This is a genomic window from Salegentibacter sp. 24, assembly GCF_004362395.1.
In the GTDB taxonomy this organism is placed as follows: domain Bacteria; phylum Bacteroidota; class Bacteroidia; order Flavobacteriales; family Flavobacteriaceae; genus Salegentibacter.
Genome location: NZ_SNWE01000009.1, coordinates 94,276 through 117,129, shown reverse-complemented (window position 1 = coordinate 117,129; position 22,854 = coordinate 94,276). Strand labels below are relative to the sequence as shown.

Here is a 22,854-nt window from a genome sequence, read left to right as displayed (position 1 = left end):
AGATTTAAAACTCTGTGAGATTTTTTATTAGTTGAAAAATTTAACCTTTCACTTCTTCCTCAGATTTACTAGGTAGAACATCAAAGCCCATATTATAAAGTGTGAAGCCAAAAATATCGGCATATTCTTCAATAATCATTTTTGTAGGTTTACCTGCTCCGTGACCAGCATTAGTTTCAATCCTAATGAGCGTAGGATTATCACCAGCTTGTTTATCTTGCAATTCGGCTGCAAATTTAAAGGAATGAGCGGGCACCACACGATCGTCATGATCTCCGGTTGTCACCAAGGTCGCCGGATATTCAGTGCCTTTTTCGACATTATGAACGGGGGAATAATTATAAAGGTATTCAAACATCTCTTTACTGTCTTCTGCAGTTCCATAATCGTAAGCCCAACCTGCACCTGCGGTAAAAGTGTGGTAACGTAACATATCCATTACACCAACGGCCGGTAAAGCTACTTGCATAAGATTTGGGCGCTGTGTCATCGTAGCACCTACTAAAAGTCCACCGTTAGAACCGCCTCGAATGGCCAGGAAATCGCTTGAAGTATAATTTTTTTCGATAAGATACTCCGCGGCAGCAATAAAATCATCAAAAACGTTTTGTTTTTTTAATTTAATTCCTGCATCGTGCCATTCTTTGCCATATTCACCACCACCTCGAAGGTTCGGAACAGCATAAATTCCACCCTGCTCCAGCCAGATAGCATTTGCGGTACTAAAAGATGGTGTTAAACTAACATTGAATCCTCCATAACCATACAGCATAGTAGGGTTCTTTCCATTTAGCTCAAGGCCTTTTTTGTGAGTAATGATCATAGGAATTTTTGTCCCATCTTTAGAAGTATAAAAGACCTGTTTACTTTCGTAAAGCTCTGGATTGAACTTAATGTTTGGTTTGTTATAAATTTCAGAAGTCCCTTCTTTAATATTGTATTTATATATGGTGCCTGGAGTAACGTAATTAGTGAATGAATAATACAATTCATCATTTTCTTTTTTAGTCCCAAATCCACCGGCAGAACCAATTCCAGGAAGTTCAACCTCCCTTACTAAATTTCCGTTATAATCGTATTGTTTTACTTTAGAAACCGCATCTACCATATATTCGGCAAAGAAATAACCACCCCCTGTAGAAGGGCTCAAAACGTTTTCGGTTTCAGCAATAAAATCTTTCCAGTTTTCGGGAGTAGGGTTTGCCGCATTCACCGTTACAACTTTTCGATTTGGTGCATTCAAATTAGTCACTATAAAAAGATTGTTTCCCTGGTTATCCACCACATAGGTATCTGAATTTTCGTGATCTAGGATAGTGACGAGTTCATCCTCATCTTTAGTAAGTTCTTTCATAAATAATTTTCCACCAGAGGTAGAATTCCTGGCGGAAATAAATAAAAATCTATCATCTTCTGAAACGCTTCCGCTAACATAACGGTGTTTTTGAGCTTCAGAAGTTCCAAAAACCACTTCGTCTTCACTCTGGGAAGTTCCTAGTTTATGATAGAATAATCTGTGTTGATCTGTTTTTGCCGAAAGCTGGCTGCCTTCTGGTTTTTCGTAACTGGAATAATAGAAGCCATCGTTACCTCTCCAAGAAATCCCGCTGAATTTTACATTCTGAAGTGTATCTTCCGCACGTTTTTTATTTTCAGTATCAATAATAATAATTTTACGCCAGTCGCTACCACCCTCGGAAATTGCGTATGCAGCTTTACTACCATCTTTTGAAAAGCTTAAGCCTGCTAGAGACGTGGTGCCATCGTCGCTAAATTTATTAGGATCAAGAAATACTTCTTTCTTCCCATTTTCTCCTTTTTTTCTATAAACTACATATTGATTTTGTAAACCGTCATTTTTGTAGAAATAAGTATAATCTCCTTCTTTAAAAGGAGCACCTATTTTTTCGTAATTCCATATTTCTGAAAGTCTTTTTTCAAGCTCCTTTTTATAGGGAATGCTGTTCAAATAGTCGAAGGTAACTTTGTTTTGAGCCTTTACCCATTCTTCGGTTTCTTCACTTCGGTCATTTTCTAACCAGCGATATGGATCTTTGACCTTGGTATCAAAATAGGCGGTTACGGTATCTACTTTTTTGGTTTTGGGATAATTCAAGCTAATTTCTTTTTCGGTTTCGGAATTGTTACAGCTAGACAAGATGGCAAGTGCAAAAATTCCGGAGAATGTTCTTTTCATAAAAATATGATTTGATGCATAAAGTTAGTAATAAAAAATGCCCGTAAGTTACAATTTACGGGCATTAGTTTATTTCTCTGTTTTATAAAAAAACTATACCAATTTATTTTTAATTAGATATTCTGCAATTTGCACTGTATTGGTGGCTGCACCTTTTCTAAGATTATCGGCCACTACCCACATATTTAAACTCTTTGGTTGAGAATAGTCCCTTCGAATTCTTCCTACAAATACATCATCCTTTCCTTCAGCATAAATAGGCATAGGATAAGTATTGGTTTCAGGATTATCCTGGACGGTCACTCCTGGAAATTGGCTTAAGATTTTTCTAACTTCAGCTTCATCAAATTCATTTTCAAACTCGATATTCACAGATTCTGAATGTCCGCCTACAACCGGAATCCTGATTGCAGTAGCACTTACTGAAACTGAATCATCGCCCAGGATTTTCTTGGTTTCTTTAGTTAGTTTCATTTCTTCTTTGGTATAGCCGTTATCCTGAAATACATCGCAATGCGGTAATGCGTTCTTATGAATAGGATAAGGATAAGCCATTTCACCCTTTTCACCTTTATATTCATTCTCCAATTGTTCCACTGCTTTTACTCCAGTTCCGGTAATTGACTGGTATGTAGATACAATTACACGCTTAATTTTGAAAGCATCGTGGAGAGGTTTTAATGCCATTAATAACTGGATTGTAGAACAGTTTGGGTTGGCGATGATCTTGTCTTCTTTAGTTAATTCTGAAGCGTTTATTTCTGGGATAACCAATTTTTTAGTTTCATCCATTCTCCAGGCTGAAGAATTATCAACAACTGTAGTACCGTTTTGCGCGAATTTAGGAGCCCATTCTAGTGAGGTATCTCCTCCGGCTGAAAATAAAGCGATATCGGGTTTGATATCCACTGCTTCCTGAAGACCTATAACCTTATAGTCTTTTCCCTGAAAATTGATCTTTTTCCCCACTGACCTTGCTGAAGCCACGGGATATAATTCGGTTACCGGAAAATTTCTTTCTGCCAATACCTTTAACATTACCTGGCCAACCATTCCGGTGGCGCCCACCACTGCTATTCTCATAATAATTTATTTTAGTATTTCCACACTTGGGTTATGCATTAGCATACGATATGATGGAAATCAATTTAAAAGTTCATAAAAGCCAGCCGCAAATTTATTGACCTGAACTTAACTAGCCCACTTTCAGGACTTAAAATTCTAAAGAATTATTGTTTTTAAACTAATTGGTGTTTTTCGTTAAAAAAAGACCCCACAGGAAACTGTGGGGTTTGGTTTAATTGCGATTTATTCAATAAATGAGCAGTATAGCGGTGCTCTTAATTTTAATGATTTTACGGCGTATTGCGCTGTTTTTTCAGCTCATCTCTAATTTGAGTAAGCAATTCTTCCTGGCTTGGACCTTTTGGTTCCACCAATTTTGGTGCTTCTTTTTCTTTTTTCGTCTTTTCGTATGCCCTCAATATCAAAAATATGAAAAAGCCGACGATTATAAAATTAATAATAGTGTCTAATAAATTTCCGTAGGTAATTACTGCCGCTTCTGCTTCTCTAGCGGCTTCAAGGGTATCGTAAGAAACGCCATCTAAAGAAATAAATTTTTTGGTAAAAGCGGTACCCCCGGTAATTAGACCAATAATAGGCATTATTACATCTGCAACTACAGAGGCAATAATCTTATTAAAAGCAGCACCAATCACTACTGCTGTAGCCAGTGCTATGATGTCGCCTTTAAGTAAGAAAGCTTTGAAATCTTTGATAAAACTCATGATAAATTGGGTTGATTAATTAGAACCAGACTAATTTACACAAAATTTAAAAACGAATTTTACAGCAAAATAAAATCACTGGATAATTACACGTTTTACCCTTTGGGAAACCCCGGTAATAAGTTCATAGGAAACTGTCCCTCCATCAGCGGCAAGTTTTGTTACGTGTTGGGGACCTCCAAAAATAATTACTTCATCCCCCTCTTTACATTCAATTTTAGTGACGTCTATCATAATAATGTCCATACAAACATTTCCCACTATCGGTGCAAATAAACCATTTACAAAAACACCGGCTTTTCCGTGACCATAAATTCGTTTAATACCATCAGCGTGGCCTATAGGAAGTGTCGCAATTCTGGTAGGTTCTTCAGCTATAAAAGCACGGCCGTAACCAACCGTATCTCCTTGTTTTAAATTCTGAATTTGAGAAATCAGTGTTTTAAGGGTGCCAACCGGTTTTAATTTTTTGTCCAAAATAGCATCGTTAGCGAAACCATAAAGGCCCAGGCCACTTCTTACCATAGAAAAAGTTGCTGAAGGATAATTGAAGATAGCCGAAGTATTACAGAGATGTAAAAGTGGTTCATATCCTACTTGATCCAATAGTTTGCCAACTAAATCCTTGAATATATAAATTTGGGATAAGGTAAATTCCCTTTCCTTCCAATCCTCACTGGCTGCTAAATGTGAAAAGACTGAGGCTACTTTTACCGATTTTGTATTTTCTAATTTCTCAGGAATATGATGAGAATTTTCTTGGGTAAACCCAAGACGATTCATTCCCGTATTGAATTTTAAATGAATAGGATAATCTTTCTGATCTCGTTTTTCAGCGGCTTCTATAAAAAGCTGTAGCGTTCTAGGACTATACAAATTAGGTTCTAGGCAATTTTCTATAATCGCAGCATAATTTATTGGCTGAGGATGTAATATTAAAATAGGTTTGCTAATCCCTGCCTTACGCAGTCTAATACCTTCTTCAGTATAAGCAACAGCGAAATAATCGGTACCCAGTTCATCCAGTTTTTTGGCTATTGCTACAGAATCATTCCCATATGCATAAGCTTTTATAACCGACATAAATTTAACCCCGGGTGATAACTGCGATTTTAAAGTTTTAAAATTATGGACAAGTGCGTTTAGATCTATTTCCAGAACGGTTTCTTCTGCTTTAGGCATTCTTTTTCTTTAAATTTGGGTGGAGTTCTTCTGCATCATTCACGTCTAATTTCTTAACTCTTTCTCTAAGCATTGCCTTGTAATAGGCACCACGGCTTAGCGGTTCATATTCTTCATTCTCGCCTAGAAAAACAAGATCGTCGTTAATGGCTTTCCGGTAGCTAAACTGAGCCAGATTGCCTGTGCGCGTACAAACCGCATGAACCTTAGTTACATACTCAGCAGTAGCCATAAGGTACGGCATCGGACCAAATGGGTTACCTTTGAAATCCATATCAAGGCCGGCAACAATTACCCGAACTCCACGGTTAGCCAAATCGTTACATACGGTAACAATTTCATCATCAAAAAACTGGGCTTCGTCAATTCCCACTACATCGCAACCGTCGGCGAGAATCCTAATATTCGAAGCCGATGGTACTGGTGTCGACCTAATTTCATTCGAATCATGGGAGACCACCATTTCCTTGTCATAACGAGTGTCTATGGCAGGTTTAAAAATTTCTACCGTCTGTTTGGCGAATTGAGCTCTTTTTAAGCGACGTATTAGCTCCTCAGTCTTGCCAGAGAACATACTGCCGCAAATAACTTCAATCCAGCCAAATTGCTCTTCGTGATTTACTGTATTTTCGAGAAACATTTTGTAATTTTCAAATCGAAATGGGAACTTACTCTTTTTGATAAAGGTGGAACAAATTTATTAAAAATACAAGCCATTAACAGTTGCTGACCGCTAAAGTTATTAAACTACTTACAGGCAAATTTACATAGCAGGATGGCGAAAAAAATAATATTTTCGACCTACTGGTCAAAATATTTTAAATCTCATTTAGTGAGTGAGGCATTTTTTTTGTAGGAGTTTAATTTAAATATTAAAAGAGGCTTTAAAATAAAAATTGGGTTCATAAATATTGCTGAAAAATGAAAAATAAACTTAAAGAAGAGCTGGTAAAACTTGCCGCAGAAATAATTTCTGAAAAGGATAAACTGGATACCAAGGCGCTTAAAATTAAAGCGGCGAGCTTGTATGAGCAACTTTCTATATTGAATTTTACCGAGCAAAACCTACAAGCATTTGAAGCTCCTGAAGTTATACCGACTCCAAAGCTTGAAAATAAAAACCTGCATAAGGCCCCGGTAGGGCAAGAAAGTGACCAATACGCACCTGATGGTACCGAATATCGCGAAGATGCTGACGCCATAACAGAGCCCAATACGGAGAAGATCAAAGATATTGTTGCGCAAATGCCTGCAGAATCTGAGCGTGTAGACGAACTTATTGAACAGGCAAACCCCAAACCTCAGGCTCCACCAGTTAAACAACAGGCGCCCGAAGTAAAAGAAGAGCCTGAACAGCCAAAAAACGAAGCGGCCAAAAACGATTTTAGCAATATTGGGGTCGACTATGATAATCTTCCTGATTTTGAACCTTTAAATAATCGGCAGAAAGACCAAAAGCCAAGATCTGTAAACGACAGGTTGAAAAAAGGAATCAATATTGGACTCAACGAACGTCTTTCCTTTATAAAAAATCTTTTTGATGGGAATTCTTCCGATTATAACCGAGTACTTTCTCAGTTAAATACTTTTAGCTCATTAAATGAAGCTCAAAAGTTCATCCAGTTGGTAGTAAAACCAGATTATAATCACTGGGAGGGAAAAGAAGATTATGAACAACGATTTATGGAAAAAGTAGAAAATAAATTCCATAGTTAAATCGATTCATGATGGGGAAATTATTCCTGGTACCCACTCCAATAGGCAATTTAGAGGATATGACTTTTAGGGCCGTAAAAGTACTAAAAGAGGTTAATACTATCCTTGCCGAAGACACTCGAACCAGTGGGAAGCTTCTAAAGCATTATGAAATTAGTACTCCCATGCAAAGTCATCATATGCACAACGAGCATAAGACGGTAGAGAGCATTGTTGAGCGTATTAAAAATGGTGAAAATATGGCCCTCATAAGTGATGCGGGAACTCCAGCAATTTCCGATCCAGGTTTTTTGTTGACACGGGCCTGTGTGCAGGCAAGCATTGAAGTAGATTGCCTACCGGGAGCTACAGCTTTTGTTCCTGCTTTAGTAAACAGTGGATTCCCGAATGATAAGTTTATTTTTGAGGGATTTTTACCAGTAAAAAAAGGCAGGCAAACTCGATTGAATTTACTTGCCCAGGAAACCAGAACCATGATTTTTTATGAATCACCGCATAAATTGCTTAAAACATTAAAGCATTTCATGGAATATTTTGGCCAAGACCGTCTGGTATCAGTTTCCAGGGAGATCACAAAACTTCACGAAGAAACACGTCGGGGAACTATGGCTGAAGTACTTCAGCATTACACTCAAAAGCCACCCAAGGGTGAAATTGTTATTGTAGTAGAGGGAAAATCAAAGTAAATTGATAATCATTCTTTTTGAAGTATCAGTTTAGACTAGAATAAACTGAATACTAATTCGGGTCTACCAAATCGACAAAATCAAATTTTTTTCCACTGAATAAACCTTTATCCGAGAGTTTTAAATCAGGAATTACCAGGAGCGCCATAAAAGAAAGCGTCATAAACGGAGCTTTTAAAGTGCTGCCTAAATCTTTTGCCATTTTATCAATTTCCTGGTATAATTTTCCGGTTTCCCAACCATCTTTTTCACTAATAATTCCTGCAATTGGTAGGGGGAGCACTTTATGAACATTTTTATTCACGCTGCATATTCCGCCTTTATGCTTTATGATGAGGTTTACTGCATTACAAATTTCTTCATCCGATATTCCAACAGCGATAATATTATGAGAATCGTGCGCTACAGAGCTAGCTATGGCTCCTTTTTTTAGTCCAAAATTCTTTATAAAAGCCATGGCCGGGGGCTGGTCTTCATACCGGTTTACTACGGTGATTTTTAAAATATCATTTTCGATATCGGAAACGAGATTTCCATTTTTTTCCAAGGCTTTTAGCTGAAGTTCGTTAGTGAAAAGTTCTCCATCCACAGCCTCTATTACTTTTACCCTCTTAGCGCTCGCTTTTACATTAAAATCTCCTGGTTTTTTAATAGAGGTATTAAAATTATTTGGTTTCTCAAATGCAGAAGCTTGTATAAGAGACTTGCCATTTTGGGCAAGCAATTCTCCTTCAATATAAGTTTGTAGCACATCAAATTGCGTTAAATCCTTTACGACAATAAAATCGGCAGGATCACCAACCTTTAATTGGCCAACTTCCAAATGATAATGTTTTATAGGATTTATACATGCCACTTCCAGAACTTTGAAAACATCAAAACCTTTGGCAACAGCGCGAGCACAAAGCTGATTGATGTGTCCTTCAACTAGATCGTCAGGATGCTTATCGTCTGAACAGAACATTAAATTTTCGTGATGTTTGGGAAGCAAATCGATAAGTGCTTCAAAATTTTTAGCCGCACTACCTTCCCGGATGATGACTTTCATCCCTAAACCAATTTTTTCTTCAGATTCTTCATAGGTATAGCATTCATGATCTGTAGAAATTCCGGCTTTAGCATATTTTTTTACTTCTTCCCCACGTAAACCGGGAGCGTGTCCATCAATAGGTTTACTAAAATGTTTGGCCCAGTCGATTTTTTTGGTCACTTCTTCATCTTTAAAAATCACCCCGGGGTAATTCATCATTTCGGCCAGGTATTTAATTTCTGGATACGCAAGGAGCTCTTTAATATCATCAGAATTAATAACCGCTCCGGAGGTTTCAAAATTTGTTGCGGGAACACAGGAGGGCGCACCAAAATTGAATTTAAGGGGGCTTTTATTTCCATTTTCAATCATAAACTTAACCCCTTCTTTTCCGAGAATATTAGCAATTTCATGAGGATCTGAAACAGTGGCTACCGTCCCGTGAACTACTGCCAATCTTGCAAACTCAGAAGGGACCAGCATAGAACTTTCAATATGTATATGCGCATCGATGAATCCCGGCATTAGATAGTTTTTTACATCGTGCTGTTTTTCCTCAATCTTTGTTATTTTTCCGTGTTCGATGCTGATCTGTGCAGAGAAGATGTTTCTATTTTTAATATCTACGAGCTGTCCCTGTATAATTTTCACCATTTTATAATTTTTCCCAGGTTAATATTTAGCCAATGTCTTCTTATTTTTTATGTTCAGCACCAGGCTGATTTTATAGTGTGAAATTAAGGAATATAATTAATTGCCCGAATTATTTTGGAAGTGGGTTTTAGTCAAATCTCTCTTATTGGGATTGGAATACTATATGTATTTTTGAAAAAAAATTAAATGCGCTGGACTTTAAAACCTGAACCTGATTCTTTGGTTGTGAATAAACTTGCCGGGGAATTAGGCGTTACGCCAATTATAGCTACGCTTTTGATTCAGCGAGGTATCGATACTTTTGAAGCCGCAAAAAAATTTTTTAGACCCAGTTTGGATGATCTTCATGATCCATATTTAATGAAAGATATGAGGATGGCTGTAAAACGAATTCAACAAGCGATCGCTTTCGAAGAGAAAATTATGGTTTATGGGGATTATGATGTAGATGGAACCACAAGTGTCGCCTTGATGTCTTCCTTCCTAAAAACCCTTACCCCAAATGTAGCAACTTACATTCCTGACAGATATGCTGAAGGATATGGCGTATCTTACCAGGGAATTGATTTTGCGGCAGATAATGAAATTTCATTGATTATTGCTCTGGATTGCGGAATTAAAGCCATTGACAAAGTAATTTATGCGGCTGAAAAAGGCATTGATTTTATAATTTGCGATCATCACCGTCCCGGAATCACCATTCCACAAGCCGTTGCGGTTCTGGATCCCAAGCGTGAAGATTGTGAATACCCTTACAAGGAGCTCTGTGGTTGCGGTGTCGGGTTTAAATTAATACAAGCAATTAATACCAAAAGAGGGGGAGCCCCGGAAGTTTTACTTCCATATCTTGATCTTGTAGCCACGGCAATTGGTGCCGATATGGTCCCTATGACTGGTGAAAATAGGATTCTGGCCTATCATGGATTAAATGTGATCAATGTAGCTCCAAGAATGGGGTTTAAGGCGATTCTATCCAGAGTAAAAAAGCAGAAATTCACTAGTAGTGACCTAATTTTTATCCTAGCGCCGCTTATCAATGCAGCAGGAAGGATGAAACATGGCCTTCACGCAGTAGATTTACTTACCGAGGAAGACCAGGCTGTTGCAATTAAATTGGCTGCTGAAATTGAGAGTTTTAATGAGGAGAGAAGATCTACCGATAAAGAGATTACAATTGAAGCTCTCGCACAAATTGAAGATTTAAAAGAACAGAAAAAAAATACCACGGTAGTTTATCGAGAGACCTGGCATAAGGGCGTAATTGGCATTGTCGCTTCTCGTCTTATAGAAACCTATTACCGCCCAACTCTTGTCTTTACAAAAAGCGGGGCAGACCTTGCCGCTTCCGCACGTTCGGTGAAAGGATTCGATGTGTATAATGCATTGGAGGCCTGTAAAGAACATATTGAGCAGTTTGGGGGACATAAATATGCAGCGGGGCTTACATTAAAAGTATCGGAATATGAGAATTTTAAAACTAAGTTTGAATCCGTGGTTTCTGAAACTATGGATAGACGTCTGCTAATTCCTGAAATTTCCGTTGATGCCGAAATTGACCTGGAGGAAATTACGCCGAAATTTTTCCGGATTTTAAAACAATTCGCTCCCTTTGGGCCCGGGAATATGACCCCGGTTTTTATGTCCCAATATCTTACCGATACCGGTTATGGAAAATGCGTTGGTGTCGAAAAAGACCATTTAAAATGCCAGGTTACCCAAAAAGGAAAGTCTGGTATATTTGATACGATCGGTTTCGGCTTAGGAGAAAAATTCGAAATAATTAAAGAGAGTAAATGCTTTAAAGCCGTCTATTCTTTAGATGAAAATGAATGGAATGGGAATGTTTCCATTCAGTTAAAATTAAAAGATATTAGTGAATAAACTTCCTCTATTTAGATTCATTTTAAATAATAATATTATATTTGGGCAAACTGTTTTTTAAAATGGAAGATGTTGCAATAGTCTATCATAACAATCTTGGGATTGCATTTCGGTGGAAAAATAGTATTCCCAATACTGATTCTAAAAGGATTCAAATGGTGTTTAAGGACATGGGTTTTTATCTCTTACCTGAAGAAATTCAGTATTTTTCCAAGAATATCCAAACTGCTAAATATTATAATTGCACCAACTGCAGGAAATCTAAATCCTGCAGAAATATCTTATTGAGGTCTCCACTTGAAAAAATGGATTTCGCCGTGAGCTTTCAGGAACTAGAACAAATTTCCGATTTAATAGAAGGGACTTTATTTAAATTGAAACTGGAGGATTATATAAACGGATGTGGCAAGAATTAAACGATTTTGTAAAAAAAATGTTTACTCCGATTATGGCAAAGGTTAAAAACAAAGGGTTGGCTTTAAAGTACTTTGATGTATTATACAATAAGGGAGAAATGAAATTTTGCTCTATTGTTGCAAAAAAATACTGAGTAACACGTTTGATTTAGTCTTTTATGCCAAGTGGCGTTAAAAAGTAATGTTCGAACTCTGCAAGTAAGTATTGGCATACTTGTAACTTATAAGTAGGCCAAATTTTAACATTAAAGCTTAATTTTAGAAAATTTAAAATAAACTCCTTAAGATTGCAGTCTGTTGCTCCAATTTCAGAAAGTACTTCTTTATTATTTTAACTTTTTTAAACTTGTCTTTTCCCCATCAAAAACCGCGTAGGTGTAAAAATTGATCCAATCGCCGGTATTAATGTATGTCGATTTGCCGTTCAAATCTATTTCCAACGGTAAATGCCGATGCCCAAAGAGAAAATAATCATAGTGCTTTTCTGTTAATTTACGACGGCAATACTGAATAAGCCATTCTTTTTCTTCACCTAAAAATTTCTGCTCTTCATCTCCAGAAATCGCCTTGTTTTTAACAGAAAAATACTGGGCCAATGGAATTCCTACATCGGGATGCAGCCAACGGTAAAGCCATTTTGAAAAAGGATTGGTAAATACTTTTTTCATCCGTTTATAGCCATGATCTCCTGGACCTAATCCGTCCCCATGACCTATAAGAAAGGTTTTATCGTTAAATAGGAATTCTTTTGGTTTATGAAATACAGGAATATTGAGTTCCTTCTCAAAATAATTGTGCATCCACAAATCGTGGTTTCCAACAAAAAAATAAACAGGGATCCCATTATCTTTAATTTCTGCTAATTTTCCTAAAACTCTTACAAAACCTTTTGGAACAGCGTGTTTATATTCAAACCAGAAATCGAATAAATCCCCTAAAAGGAAAATAGCAGAGGCGTCTTCTTTTATTTCATCCAGCCATTTTACAAATTTTACTTCCCGAGGCCTGCTGTCTTCCTGAGTAGGCGCTCCAAGATGATTGTCGCTGGAAAAATAAACTTTTTTGCCTTCAGGAATAGTCATAAATTACTGTTCTAAGCTGTAAAGATAAATATTTTAATAAGGCTTAAAGGGGTTAAAATTCAATTAGCTTTCCTACCCAGGTATATTACTGGACCTGGTCACTTGCGCACCATTGCGCAAAACTGGATTCAGTTTCCTGAAGTTTTAGCGAATGAAGTTTTATATGGTCTGGCAAATGTCTCTGGATTTTTTCAGCAAAATCAACCACCATATTTTCGCTGGTAGGCTGGTATTCCACGAGTATAACATGATGACCGCGATTTTTTAATTCCTCAGCCAATTCCAGATGTGGAGTGTTCCTATTGAAAACTGTGGCGTGGTCAAATCTATCTACAATTTCAGTTTTTACGATCTTTTTAAGATCCCCAAAATCTATGACCATTCCGAACTTTACGTTATTTTTATCAGTAATAGGTTCGCCAATAACACAAACACTAAGTTTGTAGCTGTGACCGTGTACATTTCGGCATTTACCGTCGTATCCGTATAGGGCGTGGCCGGTTTCAAAAGAAAACTTTTTAGTAATCCTAATCTTGCTCATTGCAGCTTATTTTTTGCAAAGTTAATGGTTTTTAGCGGTAAAATTTTTGACTGCATAAATAACTTTCTATTGTATATTTGTTCACTTTTTTAATTTGAAAATGGAATCAAAGAATACTATCGAGCTTTTTGAACAACTGGATTTTAAAGAAAATCCATTTTACGAAAAGATTATTACCAATTTGGTGGATCACCAGTATTGTATTGTAGATGATTTTTTTGATTTAGAAGAAGTTGCAATGCTGCGGGATTCATTAAAAGCAAAGTTTGAGGAATCGCAATTCAAGAAGGCTGCAATTGGCAATAAAACAAATGAAGTTGTAGCAAAATCAATCCGTGGGGATTTCATTCTATGGCTCAATGAAGCTGAAGGCGGAGAAGCTGAAAAACTTTTTTTTACCAAAATCAATTCTTTGGTTGAATATTTGAATAAAACCTGTTTTCTGGGAATTTTAACCAAAGAATTCCATTACGCACTTTATCCTGAAGGAACTTTTTATCAACGGCATTTGGATACATTTCAGAATGATGGGAGAAGAAAGCTCTCTTTAGTTTGCTACTTGAATGAAGAAGACTGGAAACCCGAGAATGGAGGGGAACTGGTAATTTATTCTCAAGAAAATGACCTTGAGATTTATAAATCGATTTATCCTATGCCCGGTCGCGTAGTAATCTTTGAAAGTCAGGTGCTGGAACACGAGGTGAAACCGGTAAAAACCGCCAGGTTAAGTATTACAGGTTGGTTGAAAACCAGGTAGTTATTTTTTGAATTTTTTATAAAGCACAACTGCTATTAATATGATCGCTAAAATTAACCAGAACCCCATTCCACTAAGAAAACTTAAAAACTCCCAAGTATTTTCTCCCATTAATTCATACGATTTTTCTGCTGCCTTCTTCTCCAGTTGTAGCGTGAGTATAGAAAGATAGCAAGAATGAGTACTATACCCATAAGGTAAAGCCAATTATCGGCTATAAATTCCCAAATGGTGAAACCCCATTGTTCTTCCCTGGTTGCAGGTCGATCTTGTGGTAGATGTTCTTGTGGTGAAATCATAAATTATTTTCTAAGATGGAAATTAAGCTTTTCTCTCCTAAAAATATGTTATAGCGATGCTAATTTAGTTCAATCTGCAACCTCTAAACCCTCGTGAAGCGGCAAGCCCGGAATTTTTTTATTCTAAAGCTTAATTCTTCTGATTTTTTTAAGATGTTCGAAGAAAAATGGACTTTCAACGATGAGAAATCAGCGTAAAAGCAAAAAGAAATTTTCGGCGATAAAATTGCCCGTAGGAATTCCTTAATCCCGAATTCCACCCTCTGTTTTCATTTATTTTTTATATTTCTTCAAAGCTGTTTTAGTGAAATCAGAAAGAACCAACTCTCCTGAAATTGCTGCTCTTTCAGAAAGTAATTTTTCCCAGTGATCGGTATCTTTCCAGAACATTTTTTTCATTTCATAAAGTGCTTCGGGATTGTAAGAAGCTAGTTTTTCGGTAAAAAGTGCTATTTCCTTATCTAAATCTTTTAAATTCTCAAATACACGTGCGTAAAGCCCTTTTTCTTTTGCCCAATAAGCGTTTTTCCATTCGTGGGCTGCCAGGCTTAATTCGGCTAGCGCACCAACACCAATTTTACGTTCAACTGCGGGGGCAATGACAAACGGACCTATTCCTATACTGATTTCTGAAAGTTTCACTGCTGCAGCATCTGTAGCCATCGCATAATCGCAGGCCGAAACCAATCCAACTCCACCGCCAACGGTTTTTCCCTGAATTCGGCCTACGATTAGTTTTTTACATTTTCGCATTGCATTTAAAACCTTGGCAAAACCTGAGAAGAATAATTTTCCCGCCTGCATGGTTTCAATAGCTACCAGCTCATCAAAAGAAGCACCGGCGCAAAAAGCTTTTTCTCCTTCGGACTTCAATAAAATCACTTTTACGCTATTGTCTTCAGATAAGTTTTCAAATTCTTTCTCAAGGCGGTTTAAAAGCTCTGAGGGAAATGAATTACTGGCTGGGTGACCAAATTCCAGATGTGCAATTCCATTTTCAATGTTGGTGTATAAACTCCCGTTTTCTCGTGATGTTGACATAAAATGACTTTTCATTTAACTGAATAGCCAAATTTAAAAAGATTAAAATGAAATATCCTGTTTCAGTTTAAATATAAGCTAAAAAGGACCCAGGGAGACTAAACCGAAAAAATCAGACTTCTTTGTGTAAGTATTTCCTTCGGAATTTAATCACTAAGCCTACACTTCGAATTAGCATCCATACAAAAAAGGCAAGCCAGATTCCATGGAGTTTTAATCCGAAATAATCAGAAATCAACAGAGCAGGAGTGAAGCCAAGAAAAGTGGCCACAAGAAGTAAGTTTCTAAGGTATTTTGCTTCTCCAAGACCCTTAAAAATACCATCAAACATAAATGCTATAGCATTTACTGGTTGCATTAGCAATACAATCCAAAACACTGATGAAAATAATGCCAGCACCGCCATGTCTTTGTTAAAAACCATGCCAATTTGATTATAGAAAAATACGCACATGACAATTAACATAAATGCGATCAACACAGCATATTTGCTTATTTTTTTACTGAGCTGCCATAAATTTCTGTAGTCTCTGGCACCGAGAAGTTTTCCACCAATTGCGTTTCCAGCATTAGCATAACCATCAATAAAGAAGCTAAAAAACAGCCATATATTCATCAAAATACTTTGGGCAGCGATATAGTTTTTTCCGTAATCGGTAGCGTAGGCATTTGCCAAATAGATGGCAAAATTTAAAGCCGCAGTTCTAACAAATAGATTACCGGCCATAAGTAGCAGCCCTTTTAAGCGCGGGTTAATTACAAAACTTAGTTTTAAATGAAAGGGGGTTTTTTTGTAAAAAAACCATAATGCCATTATAAGCATTGTTGCTTGTGCTGCAAGGCTGGCATAAGCAGCACCTTTAAGATGTAAAGCAGGAATAAGTCCCTCAATACCGTAGACCAGGAGGAAATCCAGAACAACATTTACTGCGGCACCCGCTAGACTACATTTCATAGCCCAAAGTGTATTCTGGAGCCCACGAAAGACACCAAAAATGGCAAAAGTCACCAAAGTTAACGGATATCCTAGCGCACGAATTTGATAATATTCCTCGGAATAACGCAGAATTAAACCTTCAGCATTGTAGGCGCTGAAGATTGCCTGAGCAAAAAGAGCGGTAGTAAAATATATTACCAGACTGAAGACAAAATTAAAGTATATGGCCTGCGGAATAAGCGTTTTTACTGCATGAATTCGGTTAGCTCCTAGGTGTTGGGAAACAATGGCAGAAATTGCGGTTTTAGTCTGAGCTACAATCCAAATTATAGCAGAAAGAAAAGACCCAACAAGACCTGCAGCTGCAAGAGCTTCTACCGAGTTTTTCTCCACGTTTCCAATTACAGCGATATCGGTCAAAGAGATCAAAGGTTCGGCGATTCCAGCGATAATGGCAGGAATGGCGATACTGTTTATATTTCGAAAACTAACGGATGATTCCAAACCTGTTTAATTTACAGCAGCAAATATAGAAGGCTTTGTAATAAGACTAATGGAAGTTTTAATTATTTTAGATTTTTGTTCTATTTACCTATTGGTTTTTCGTAGCAATGAAAGGCCGCTTCATTCTTATGTGGAAAATAGACATCGCCAAGTTTTTTATAACCTCGTTTGTTATAAAATGTTTGATTTCGAAGATTTTCACTAAAGGTATCTAGTCTTACAGAAGTGAATTTTTGGTTTTCTGCAATTTCCTCAGCATAATCCATCAATTTCCTGGCATAACCCTGTCCCCAGTATTCGGGATGTGTAGCCAGCCTGTGGATGTATAGATTTTTATTTGTTTCGGTAAGCCAGTTTATGTGGTGATATACTTTATCCATGTTCGGGGTAAGTACCATTATTGCGATAATACAATGCTTTAATTCGTAAACGAACAATTCTTCTCTAAGAATATCCTCTTTAAGCTTCTCCCGCGAAGGATAATTACTATTCCACTGGAAAATATTTTGCTTCTCAAGGGCCACAGCACAGGCTTCAGTTAGTTTTTTGATTTGGTCAATATCGTGTGGAACTGCTTTTCTAATCATTTTTATTTGGAAATAATAAATAAAAGTTTGTGTTGGAATTTACAGAAAATTATTACATTTGCCTTCCTATTGGGGGATTAGCTCAGCTGGCTAGAGCGTTTGGCTGGCAGCCAAAAGGTCATCGGTTCGACTCCGATATTCTCCACAAAGCCACCGTTCGCGGTGGTTTTTTTGTGTCTAAAAACAAAAAAACTGTCTTAAAATTCAATAAAGACAGTTTTCCGTATAAACTTTTCAATAAGATTACGAATCAGAATTAGCTTCATCATTATCCAGATATTCATCTTTTAAATCCTGAACGCTGGCAGCCAAAAACTCGGAAGTTCTGTTGAGAACATGCTGAAATTCTTTTGTTAATTCGTTTTTATTCCAGGGGTGGGAAATACCAAAAACATGATCGGCATTTTCGACTAGTAATAATTTTGAGATCGCACTCCACTCAAATAAATTTCCAGCATCAGCAATGGAAACCGTGGTGTCATTACTACCGTGAGCAATAAAGTGAGGTATATCTAGTTTTTTGGTGGACTTTTGAATATTTAATCGCTCTCTATTCTCTCTAAAATTTCTATAAAACTGGTAATGATGCGGTAATTGCTGTCCCGTTCTGGTGTTCTTTATATATTGTACGCCTTTTTTTTCCCAGGCTTCAAGTTCCTTTTCCTTTGGAAAACGTGAAGCAAAATCACTTACTGCGGCAAGGGTTATTAATTTATCAATTCTTTCTTCCTCAGCGGCTTTAATGATTGCAATTGCACCCCCGCGAGAGTGACCAATTAAATTGATACTTGTCGCGTCTATTTGTTGTGCCTCATTAAAATCTGGAGTTAATACCCAATCTATAACAGATTGTAAATCATCTAACTCCTTGATGTAATTATTATCTCCAAAGGCTTCAATATTTAGAAATTCAGTTGGACTTTCAGGAGAAGTGCCATTGTGTGAGAAATTGAATTTCACAAAAAAATAGCCTTTTTCGGCATAAAATTCTCCCATTTTGTCCCAAGCGCCCCAATCTTTAAAACCTTTATAACCGTGACAGAAAATCACTATTGGCTTTGGTTTTTTATCGTCATTAAAAATCAGATCAATAAGGATGGGTTTATTATGTTTCCCATCAATTGTAAGGTTAGTTCTTTTAGTAATTTCCATAGGCTTTTAAATTTCTTTTTCTTTAAACGGAATTTCTGGATCGCAAATTTCGGTAATTAATTTCTTTAATTTTACCTCAAATGCTTCAAGAATTGCCTCATCAATGGCGGTTTCTTTATTTTTTGCTCGCGGTTTGTCTTTTTTGGCGAATTTCAGAAATCCGCTTTTTAAATTCTTGAATGAAATGACGCCTGCTTCAAGCGGTAAACTGAGCAAATTTTGGTCTATCATCATTTTAGTGTAAGCCAGTACTTGAAAACTTTTGCTGTATTTATCGTAATCTGAAGTCAGATTTTCCCAATCTACAATTTCCATTTTATCTTGTGTGACCTTCCCGGTTTTATAGTCAATAATCCTGATGACATCGTTGGTATTCTCTACGCGATCAACTTTTCCGCGCATAAATATCGGAAAATCAAGCTTCTCTATCTTAATTTCAGATTTTAAATTTTCCTCAATTTTTAGGATTTTAATCTTCTCGATTTTAAGGCGCTCTAGTTCAAGGTTTAGAAAATTGCGTAGATAGCGTTTGGCCACTTCAAAAATCAGTAAGTTTTTTCCCTGATTTACAGGGCCATCCATATAAGATCGTTTAAACTGAAGCCTTATCTCTTCCTCAACCCTCATTTTGAAAGCCTTAATGTCTTCTGGGGTTAATAGTTTATTCTCAAGGGGTTTATAGAACTTTTCAAGACTGTCGTGTACCACAGTTCCCAAAGTATTGTATGCCACTGTTTCCTCAACCTCTTCCCGGTCACCTACTTCTAAAACGTATTGTTGATAAAAATCTATTGGATTTCTAATGTAGGAAGTTAAAGCAGACGGGGAGAAGCCGTATCCAGCAAGAGATTTTAGTTTCTCCATAATCTCCGGTGTTTTTATGACTTCCCGAAGTTCATTTTTAATCGAAGGGACTTTTGGGCTTACCGTTACGTGTTTCAATTGATGTGCAGATTGTTTTTCTATCTCCAGCTGTGTGAGAAACCTGCTTTTTTCACCAGAATTTAAACCATCGGTTTCTGTATTATAAAGTAAATGAATATTTGAAGCACGTTGCAATAAACGGTAAAAATGATATGTATAAACCGCGTCTTTTTCTTTGTAGGTGGGCAATTTATAGGTTTGTTTTAAATCAAATGGAATAAAGGAACTTCCTGATTTTCCAGAAGGTAAAACCCCCTCGTTCACGGAGCAAATAATCACATTCTTAAAATCTAAGGCTCTTGATTCCAACATTCCCATAAGTTGTAAGCCTTTAAATGGACGTCCTTGAAAATCCAGACTTTGGGTACTAATCAATTCTTTATAGAACTGGTAAAGCGATTTTACGGTTTTTAAATGCGGATAGTTGCTATTGAGGTTTTCCAGTTTGTTGAATAGTACATGGAAATGATATAAAAATTCTAAACCAAGCTTATTTTTGCTGTGTTTTAGCTGAATTTTAATCTCGGTAATAATTTCCTGAAAAGCTGCTAATGCTTTCCCCGGAGAATCATTCCAGCTATTAAAGCAAGCTTTTATTAAAGGGTTTGCTTCTTCAGAAAAAGAGATTATAATGTCTTTTTCCGAAAGGTTTACCGAGTTTTCCCTTTGAATTTTTTCAATAAAAAATTCACTTTCCTGATCTAAGATTTCGTTTAAAGCAGGATGGTTGATTACCGAGATCACATCTTTATAATAATACGTTGTTGCTGTATTTTGATGAATCTGAAACAGGCGGTCAAAAAGCGAAGCGATTGGTGCATTTTTGAGAGGAAACCCCATCGTGATATTTAAATCTTTCACATTGGGCGGCAAACTGTTTAAAACCGGTAATAATAGATCTTCCTCTCCCAGAACCACCGCTGTTTCCTGAAGTGCTTTTTCATCGAAGTTAGCTAGTAATTCTCCTAAATATTTAGCCTGACCTACGTTTTTCGGAACACCGGTAATTTGAATATTTTTGGGTTTGCTGTATTGGTCTATTTTTAATTTTGGCTGTTTATTCCTATAAACAGGCCAGTCTTTCAAATATTGATTTATAAAAAGTGAAGCCTCGTGTTGAGGATCTTTCAAAAAAACTTCATCAAGATCCCAAAAAACCTCAGCCTGATTCTTTTCCAGCAAATGCTGAACAATTTTCTGTTCTGATGCATTTAGTGCATTAAAACCAATAAAAACATGTTTATTTGAATGGAGGAGAGCGTAATCTGCAATATTTTCAGAAGCAAGACGGTAAATTAGACCCTGATAACCTGTGCTTTTGGAAAGTAACTGATTCTTTAATGCTTCGTAATAATTGGGTAGACTTTTCCAAAAAGCCAAATAATTGTTGATGAGTTCTGTTTTGGGCTCCTGGATTGACCAATGTTTTAAGTCCTGGATTTCGGCTAAGTAATTAAAGAACTTTTTATAATCGATTAAATAACGATCAATCTCATTAAAATCGTGGATTAGGCTTTGTGCCCAGGCGGTGAAGGTTTCAAAATTTTCCTGTTCTTCAACGGGGGTCAAGCCTTTATAGGTATTGTAAAATTCGAATAAGGTGATTGTATTGTCCACTGTTTTGACCTTAGAAATTACCTCGGTAAATTCCTCAATACTATAAACCTTCGGAGCAAATAAGTTTTTTTTATTTAATAAGGAGAGTTCTCTAAGCAAAAAACTTCCTGCTCGTTTGCTAGGCAGAATAAAAATAGTTTCTGAAATGTTTTCTTCGGAAGAAATGAGTTCCTTAAGAACTTCTGAAATAAAAGATACCATAGGATAAAAATAAAAAACGCCCCGGGATCCGAGACGTTTTTATAGAATATTTATTTAAGAAATTATCAGCTTACTCCATAGAAGAATCTTTAACTTCTTTGTTCTTATCCAAAGAAATTTCAACCCTACGGTTTTCCTGTCTTCCAGCTGCAGTATTGTTAGTAGCAATTGGTCTTGTTTCACCATAACCTTCAGAAGTTAATCTGCTGCTTGGCACACCATTTTCTTCCAACCAAAGTTCTACTGATTCAGCACGCTCACGAGATAATTCTTCGTTGTATTCAGCGCTACCAGTACTATCTGTATGACCTTCTATATGGAAAATTGTATTTGGATATTCGTTCATAATTTCTGCGATAGCCTCTAAAGCATCTTCAGATTCCTCTCTAATGGTAGCTTTGTTAAGATCGAACAATACCGTTTGAGAGTATTCATTCAATTCAGTAATAATGGCTACATCTGGCTCTGGACATCCGTCGTTTGCGGCAGGTCCAGCTAATTCCGGACATTCATCGTCCTTATCTAAAACGCCATCTTCATCCATATCTTCGTAAGGACATCCGTCGTTTTCAACAGGACCAGCTTCATTAGGACAATCATCATCGCCGTCAGCAACTCCATCACCATCTGCATCAGGACATCCGTTAAGTTCAGCCAATCCGGCTACTTCTGGACATTCATCATCAGGATTAGCAATTCCATCACCGTCTGTATCAGCACATCCGTCAAATTCAGCTAAACCAGCTTCTTCAGGACATTCATCCATACGGTCTTCAATTCCGTCACCATCGGTATCAGGACATCCGTTAAATTCTGGTAGACCTGGTGTTTCAGGACATTCATCATCTTTATCATAGATTCCATCCCCATCAGAGTCGGTTCCACCGAACATAAATTTCACACCACCAGCATGTTGAAAGTGAGTTGCACCATCAACATCAAAAACATGTTTGTAGTTTGACTCCAGTGTTAATGCAATATTGTCTGTAAACCAAAAGTTCACCCCTACCTTACCGTTAAGTGTGGCTGCATTAAGATCTGATATTGGAAAATCACCATTATCGGCAATGCTTGTGTAACCACCACCAATACCAACTACAGGGTCAAGCCAACCATCATTAAGCAGGGCTCTTAAGCTATAATTAAAAGTACCGTCTACAGCATAATATGCCATTTGTGGAACATTCATATCACCATATTGTTCAATCTGATTTACAGAACCAGCAAGTTCAAACACAAAACCACCGCCGATATAACGACCAACTGTTAATCTTGATACAGACGGTAAGAAGTTCCAGTGATCTCCAGTATTAAAGTACTCGTCAAAAGTTCCTCCTAATGGGGCATCTTCACCAGTGGGATAGAAATCTACCGCATTGGTTTGAACCCCAATAGACCAGGGATTGTTAGCATCCTGTGCGCTTACCGAAGTAATGCCCAGAACCAACATTGTAGCGAATAAAATTTTGCTAAGATGTTTCATATTCAATAGTTTAGTTTTAAGTGTTAATTGTTAACAAAAGTAGACTGTTAAAGCTTATCGACAAAGCATAAAATAATAAAGTTTTCTTAATAAACCCTTGAATAATGGCGTTTTTGAGCGTTTTTTAAGATTTGTAAACTAATAATTTAAGTTATTTTTTCGTTCTTAACTTGTCTG

20 protein-coding genes and 1 tRNA gene are annotated in these 22,854 nt (G+C 36.9%); 6 read left to right on the top strand and 15 right to left on the bottom strand.

Annotation, left to right across the window (positions count from 1 at the left end):
• Window positions 1–40: 40 nt before the first annotated feature.
• From DET49_RS08490 to DET49_RS08470, 5 genes are all read right to left on the bottom strand, one after another.
• Window positions 41–2,197 (bottom strand): prolyl oligopeptidase family serine peptidase, encoded by a 2,157-nt coding sequence (locus DET49_RS08490; RefSeq protein WP_133547667.1) that lies wholly within the window; start codon window positions 2,195–2,197, stop codon window positions 41–43.
• Between the two features lie 93 nt (window positions 2,198–2,290).
• Complete coding sequence (locus DET49_RS08485) at window positions 2,291–3,280, bottom strand: aspartate-semialdehyde dehydrogenase (RefSeq protein ID WP_133547666.1); 990 nt, start codon at window positions 3,278–3,280, stop codon at window positions 2,291–2,293.
• 272 nt (window positions 3,281–3,552) lie between these two features.
• The gene (gene mscL / locus DET49_RS08480) at window positions 3,553–3,987 is read right to left on the bottom strand and encodes a large conductance mechanosensitive channel protein MscL (protein ID WP_133547665.1); all 435 of its coding nucleotides are present in this window, start codon (window positions 3,985–3,987) and stop codon (window positions 3,553–3,555) included.
• 75 nt (window positions 3,988–4,062) lie between these two features.
• Complete coding sequence (gene alr / locus DET49_RS08475; protein WP_133547664.1) at window positions 4,063–5,169, bottom strand: alanine racemase; 1,107 nt, start codon at window positions 5,167–5,169, stop codon at window positions 4,063–4,065.
• The gene (locus tag DET49_RS08470; RefSeq protein ID WP_133547663.1) at window positions 5,162–5,809 is read right to left on the bottom strand and encodes a thymidine kinase; all 648 of its coding nucleotides are present in this window, start codon (window positions 5,807–5,809) and stop codon (window positions 5,162–5,164) included. The genes alr and DET49_RS08470 overlap by 8 nt, the downstream gene beginning before the upstream one ends.
• Before the next feature lie 281 nt (window positions 5,810–6,090).
• Between DET49_RS08470 and DET49_RS08465 the strand changes: the two genes are divergently transcribed.
• Both DET49_RS08465 and rsmI read left to right on the top strand, forming a co-directional pair.
• A complete protein-coding gene (locus DET49_RS08465) occupies window positions 6,091–6,885 on the top strand; it encodes a hypothetical protein (RefSeq protein ID WP_133547662.1) in 795 nt (264 codons plus the stop codon).
• Between the two features lie 11 nt (window positions 6,886–6,896).
• Window positions 6,897–7,571, top strand: a complete 675-nt coding sequence (gene rsmI, locus DET49_RS08460; protein WP_133547699.1) for a 16S rRNA (cytidine(1402)-2'-O)-methyltransferase — start codon at window positions 6,897–6,899, stop codon at window positions 7,569–7,571.
• Window positions 7,572–7,623: 52 nt separating this feature from the next.
• On the opposite strand, the gene ade is transcribed toward rsmI, so the two are convergent.
• Window positions 7,624–9,255, bottom strand: coding sequence for an adenine deaminase (gene ade / locus DET49_RS08455; protein WP_133547661.1), 1,632 nt, complete (start codon window positions 9,253–9,255; stop codon window positions 7,624–7,626).
• A gap of 186 nt (window positions 9,256–9,441) precedes the next feature.
• Between ade and recJ the strand changes: the two genes are divergently transcribed.
• Window positions 9,442–11,136 carry a single-stranded-DNA-specific exonuclease RecJ gene (gene recJ / locus DET49_RS08450; protein ID WP_133547660.1) on the top strand — a complete coding sequence of 565 codons (1,695 nt, stop codon included), beginning with the start codon at window positions 9,442–9,444 and terminating at the stop codon, window positions 11,134–11,136.
• A 62-nt stretch (window positions 11,137–11,198) separates the two neighbouring features.
• A complete protein-coding gene (locus DET49_RS08445) occupies window positions 11,199–11,552 on the top strand; it encodes a hypothetical protein (RefSeq protein WP_133547659.1) in 354 nt (117 codons plus the stop codon).
• Between the two features lie 326 nt (window positions 11,553–11,878).
• Here DET49_RS08445 and DET49_RS08440 read toward each other — a convergent pair whose 3' ends face one another.
• Window positions 11,879–12,634, bottom strand: a complete 756-nt coding sequence (locus DET49_RS08440; protein ID WP_133547658.1) for a UDP-2,3-diacylglucosamine diphosphatase — start codon at window positions 12,632–12,634, stop codon at window positions 11,879–11,881.
• An 85-nt stretch (window positions 12,635–12,719) separates the two neighbouring features.
• The gene (locus DET49_RS08435; RefSeq protein ID WP_133547657.1) at window positions 12,720–13,175 is read right to left on the bottom strand and encodes a 6-pyruvoyl trahydropterin synthase family protein; all 456 of its coding nucleotides are present in this window, start codon (window positions 13,173–13,175) and stop codon (window positions 12,720–12,722) included.
• A gap of 100 nt (window positions 13,176–13,275) precedes the next feature.
• On the opposite strand from DET49_RS08435, the gene DET49_RS08430 reads away from it, so the two are divergent.
• The gene (locus DET49_RS08430) at window positions 13,276–13,932 is read left to right on the top strand and encodes a 2OG-Fe(II) oxygenase (protein WP_133547656.1); all 657 of its coding nucleotides are present in this window, start codon (window positions 13,276–13,278) and stop codon (window positions 13,930–13,932) included.
• 110 nt (window positions 13,933–14,042) lie between these two features.
• On the opposite strand, the gene DET49_RS08425 is transcribed toward DET49_RS08430, so the two are convergent.
• From DET49_RS08425 to DET49_RS08410, 4 genes are all read right to left on the bottom strand, one after another.
• Window positions 14,043–14,231 carry a hypothetical protein gene (locus tag DET49_RS08425; protein WP_133547655.1) on the bottom strand — a complete coding sequence of 63 codons (189 nt, stop codon included), beginning with the start codon at window positions 14,229–14,231 and terminating at the stop codon, window positions 14,043–14,045.
• 273 nt (window positions 14,232–14,504) lie between these two features.
• Window positions 14,505–15,272, bottom strand: a complete 768-nt coding sequence (locus tag DET49_RS08420; protein WP_133547654.1) for an enoyl-CoA hydratase/isomerase family protein — start codon at window positions 15,270–15,272, stop codon at window positions 14,505–14,507.
• Window positions 15,273–15,384: 112 nt separating this feature from the next.
• Entirely contained in the window at window positions 15,385–16,713 is a 1,329-nt protein-coding gene (locus tag DET49_RS08415) for an MATE family efflux transporter (protein WP_133547653.1), read from the bottom strand.
• 80 nt (window positions 16,714–16,793) lie between these two features.
• Window positions 16,794–17,300: a GNAT family N-acetyltransferase gene (locus DET49_RS08410; protein WP_133547652.1), complete on the bottom strand. Its 507-nt coding sequence runs from the start codon at window positions 17,298–17,300 to the stop codon at window positions 16,794–16,796.
• 71 nt (window positions 17,301–17,371) lie between these two features.
• On the opposite strand from DET49_RS08410, the gene DET49_RS08405 reads away from it, so the two are divergent.
• A tRNA-Ala gene (locus DET49_RS08405) sits at window positions 17,372–17,445 on the top strand.
• Window positions 17,446–17,543: 98 nt separating this feature from the next.
• Here the strand turns inward: DET49_RS08405 and DET49_RS08400 are convergent.
• The 3 genes from DET49_RS08400 to DET49_RS08390 all read right to left on the bottom strand — a co-directional run bounded on the left by DET49_RS08400 (window position 17,544) and on the right by DET49_RS08390 (window position 22,677).
• Window positions 17,544–18,452, bottom strand: a complete 909-nt coding sequence (locus DET49_RS08400) for an alpha/beta hydrolase family protein (protein ID WP_133547651.1) — start codon at window positions 18,450–18,452, stop codon at window positions 17,544–17,546.
• 6 nt (window positions 18,453–18,458) lie between these two features.
• On the bottom strand, window positions 18,459–21,194 hold the full coding sequence (locus DET49_RS08395) for a PD-(D/E)XK nuclease family protein (RefSeq protein ID WP_133547650.1): 2,736 nt from the start codon (window positions 21,192–21,194) through the stop codon (window positions 18,459–18,461).
• Between the two features lie 70 nt (window positions 21,195–21,264).
• Window positions 21,265–22,677, bottom strand: coding sequence for an OmpA family protein (locus tag DET49_RS08390; protein ID WP_133547649.1), 1,413 nt, complete (start codon window positions 22,675–22,677; stop codon window positions 21,265–21,267).
• Window positions 22,678–22,854: the final 177 nt, after the last annotated feature.

Coding starts and splice junctions, on each gene's coding strand:
- DET49_RS08420 (WP_133547654.1), bottom strand. CDS start 15,272: ATGTCAACATCACGAGAAAACGGGAGTTTATACACCAACATTGAAAAT.
- DET49_RS08410 (WP_133547652.1), bottom strand. CDS start 17,300: ATGATTAGAAAAGCAGTTCCACACGATATTGACCAAATCAAAAAACTA.
- DET49_RS08445 (WP_133547659.1), top strand. CDS start 11,199: ATGGAAGATGTTGCAATAGTCTATCATAACAATCTTGGGATTGCATTT.
- DET49_RS08470 (WP_133547663.1), bottom strand. CDS start 5,809: ATGTTTCTCGAAAATACAGTAAATCACGAAGAGCAATTTGGCTGGATT.
- DET49_RS08390 (WP_133547649.1), bottom strand. CDS start 22,677: ATGAAACATCTTAGCAAAATTTTATTCGCTACAATGTTGGTTCTGGGC.
- DET49_RS08435 (WP_133547657.1), bottom strand. CDS start 13,175: ATGAGCAAGATTAGGATTACTAAAAAGTTTTCTTTTGAAACCGGCCAC.
- DET49_RS08400 (WP_133547651.1), bottom strand. CDS start 18,452: ATGGAAATTACTAAAAGAACTAACCTTACAATTGATGGGAAACATAAT.
- DET49_RS08430 (WP_133547656.1), top strand. CDS start 13,276: ATGGAATCAAAGAATACTATCGAGCTTTTTGAACAACTGGATTTTAAA.
- alr (WP_133547664.1), bottom strand. CDS start 5,169: ATGCCTAAAGCAGAAGAAACCGTTCTGGAAATAGATCTAAACGCACTT.
- ade (WP_133547661.1), bottom strand. CDS start 9,255: ATGGTGAAAATTATACAGGGACAGCTCGTAGATATTAAAAATAGAAAC.
- recJ (WP_133547660.1), top strand. CDS start 9,442: ATGCGCTGGACTTTAAAACCTGAACCTGATTCTTTGGTTGTGAATAAA.
- DET49_RS08490 (WP_133547667.1), bottom strand. CDS start 2,197: ATGAAAAGAACATTCTCCGGAATTTTTGCACTTGCCATCTTGTCTAGC.
- DET49_RS08465 (WP_133547662.1), top strand. CDS start 6,091: ATGAAAAATAAACTTAAAGAAGAGCTGGTAAAACTTGCCGCAGAAATA.
- DET49_RS08425 (WP_133547655.1), bottom strand. CDS start 14,231: ATGATTTCACCACAAGAACATCTACCACAAGATCGACCTGCAACCAGG.
- mscL (WP_133547665.1), bottom strand. CDS start 3,987: ATGAGTTTTATCAAAGATTTCAAAGCTTTCTTACTTAAAGGCGACATC.
- DET49_RS08395 (WP_133547650.1), bottom strand. CDS start 21,194: ATGGTATCTTTTATTTCAGAAGTTCTTAAGGAACTCATTTCTTCCGAA.
- DET49_RS08440 (WP_133547658.1), bottom strand. CDS start 12,634: ATGACTATTCCTGAAGGCAAAAAAGTTTATTTTTCCAGCGACAATCAT.
- rsmI (WP_133547699.1), top strand. CDS start 6,897: ATGGGGAAATTATTCCTGGTACCCACTCCAATAGGCAATTTAGAGGAT.
- DET49_RS08485 (WP_133547666.1), bottom strand. CDS start 3,280: ATGAGAATAGCAGTGGTGGGCGCCACCGGAATGGTTGGCCAGGTAATG.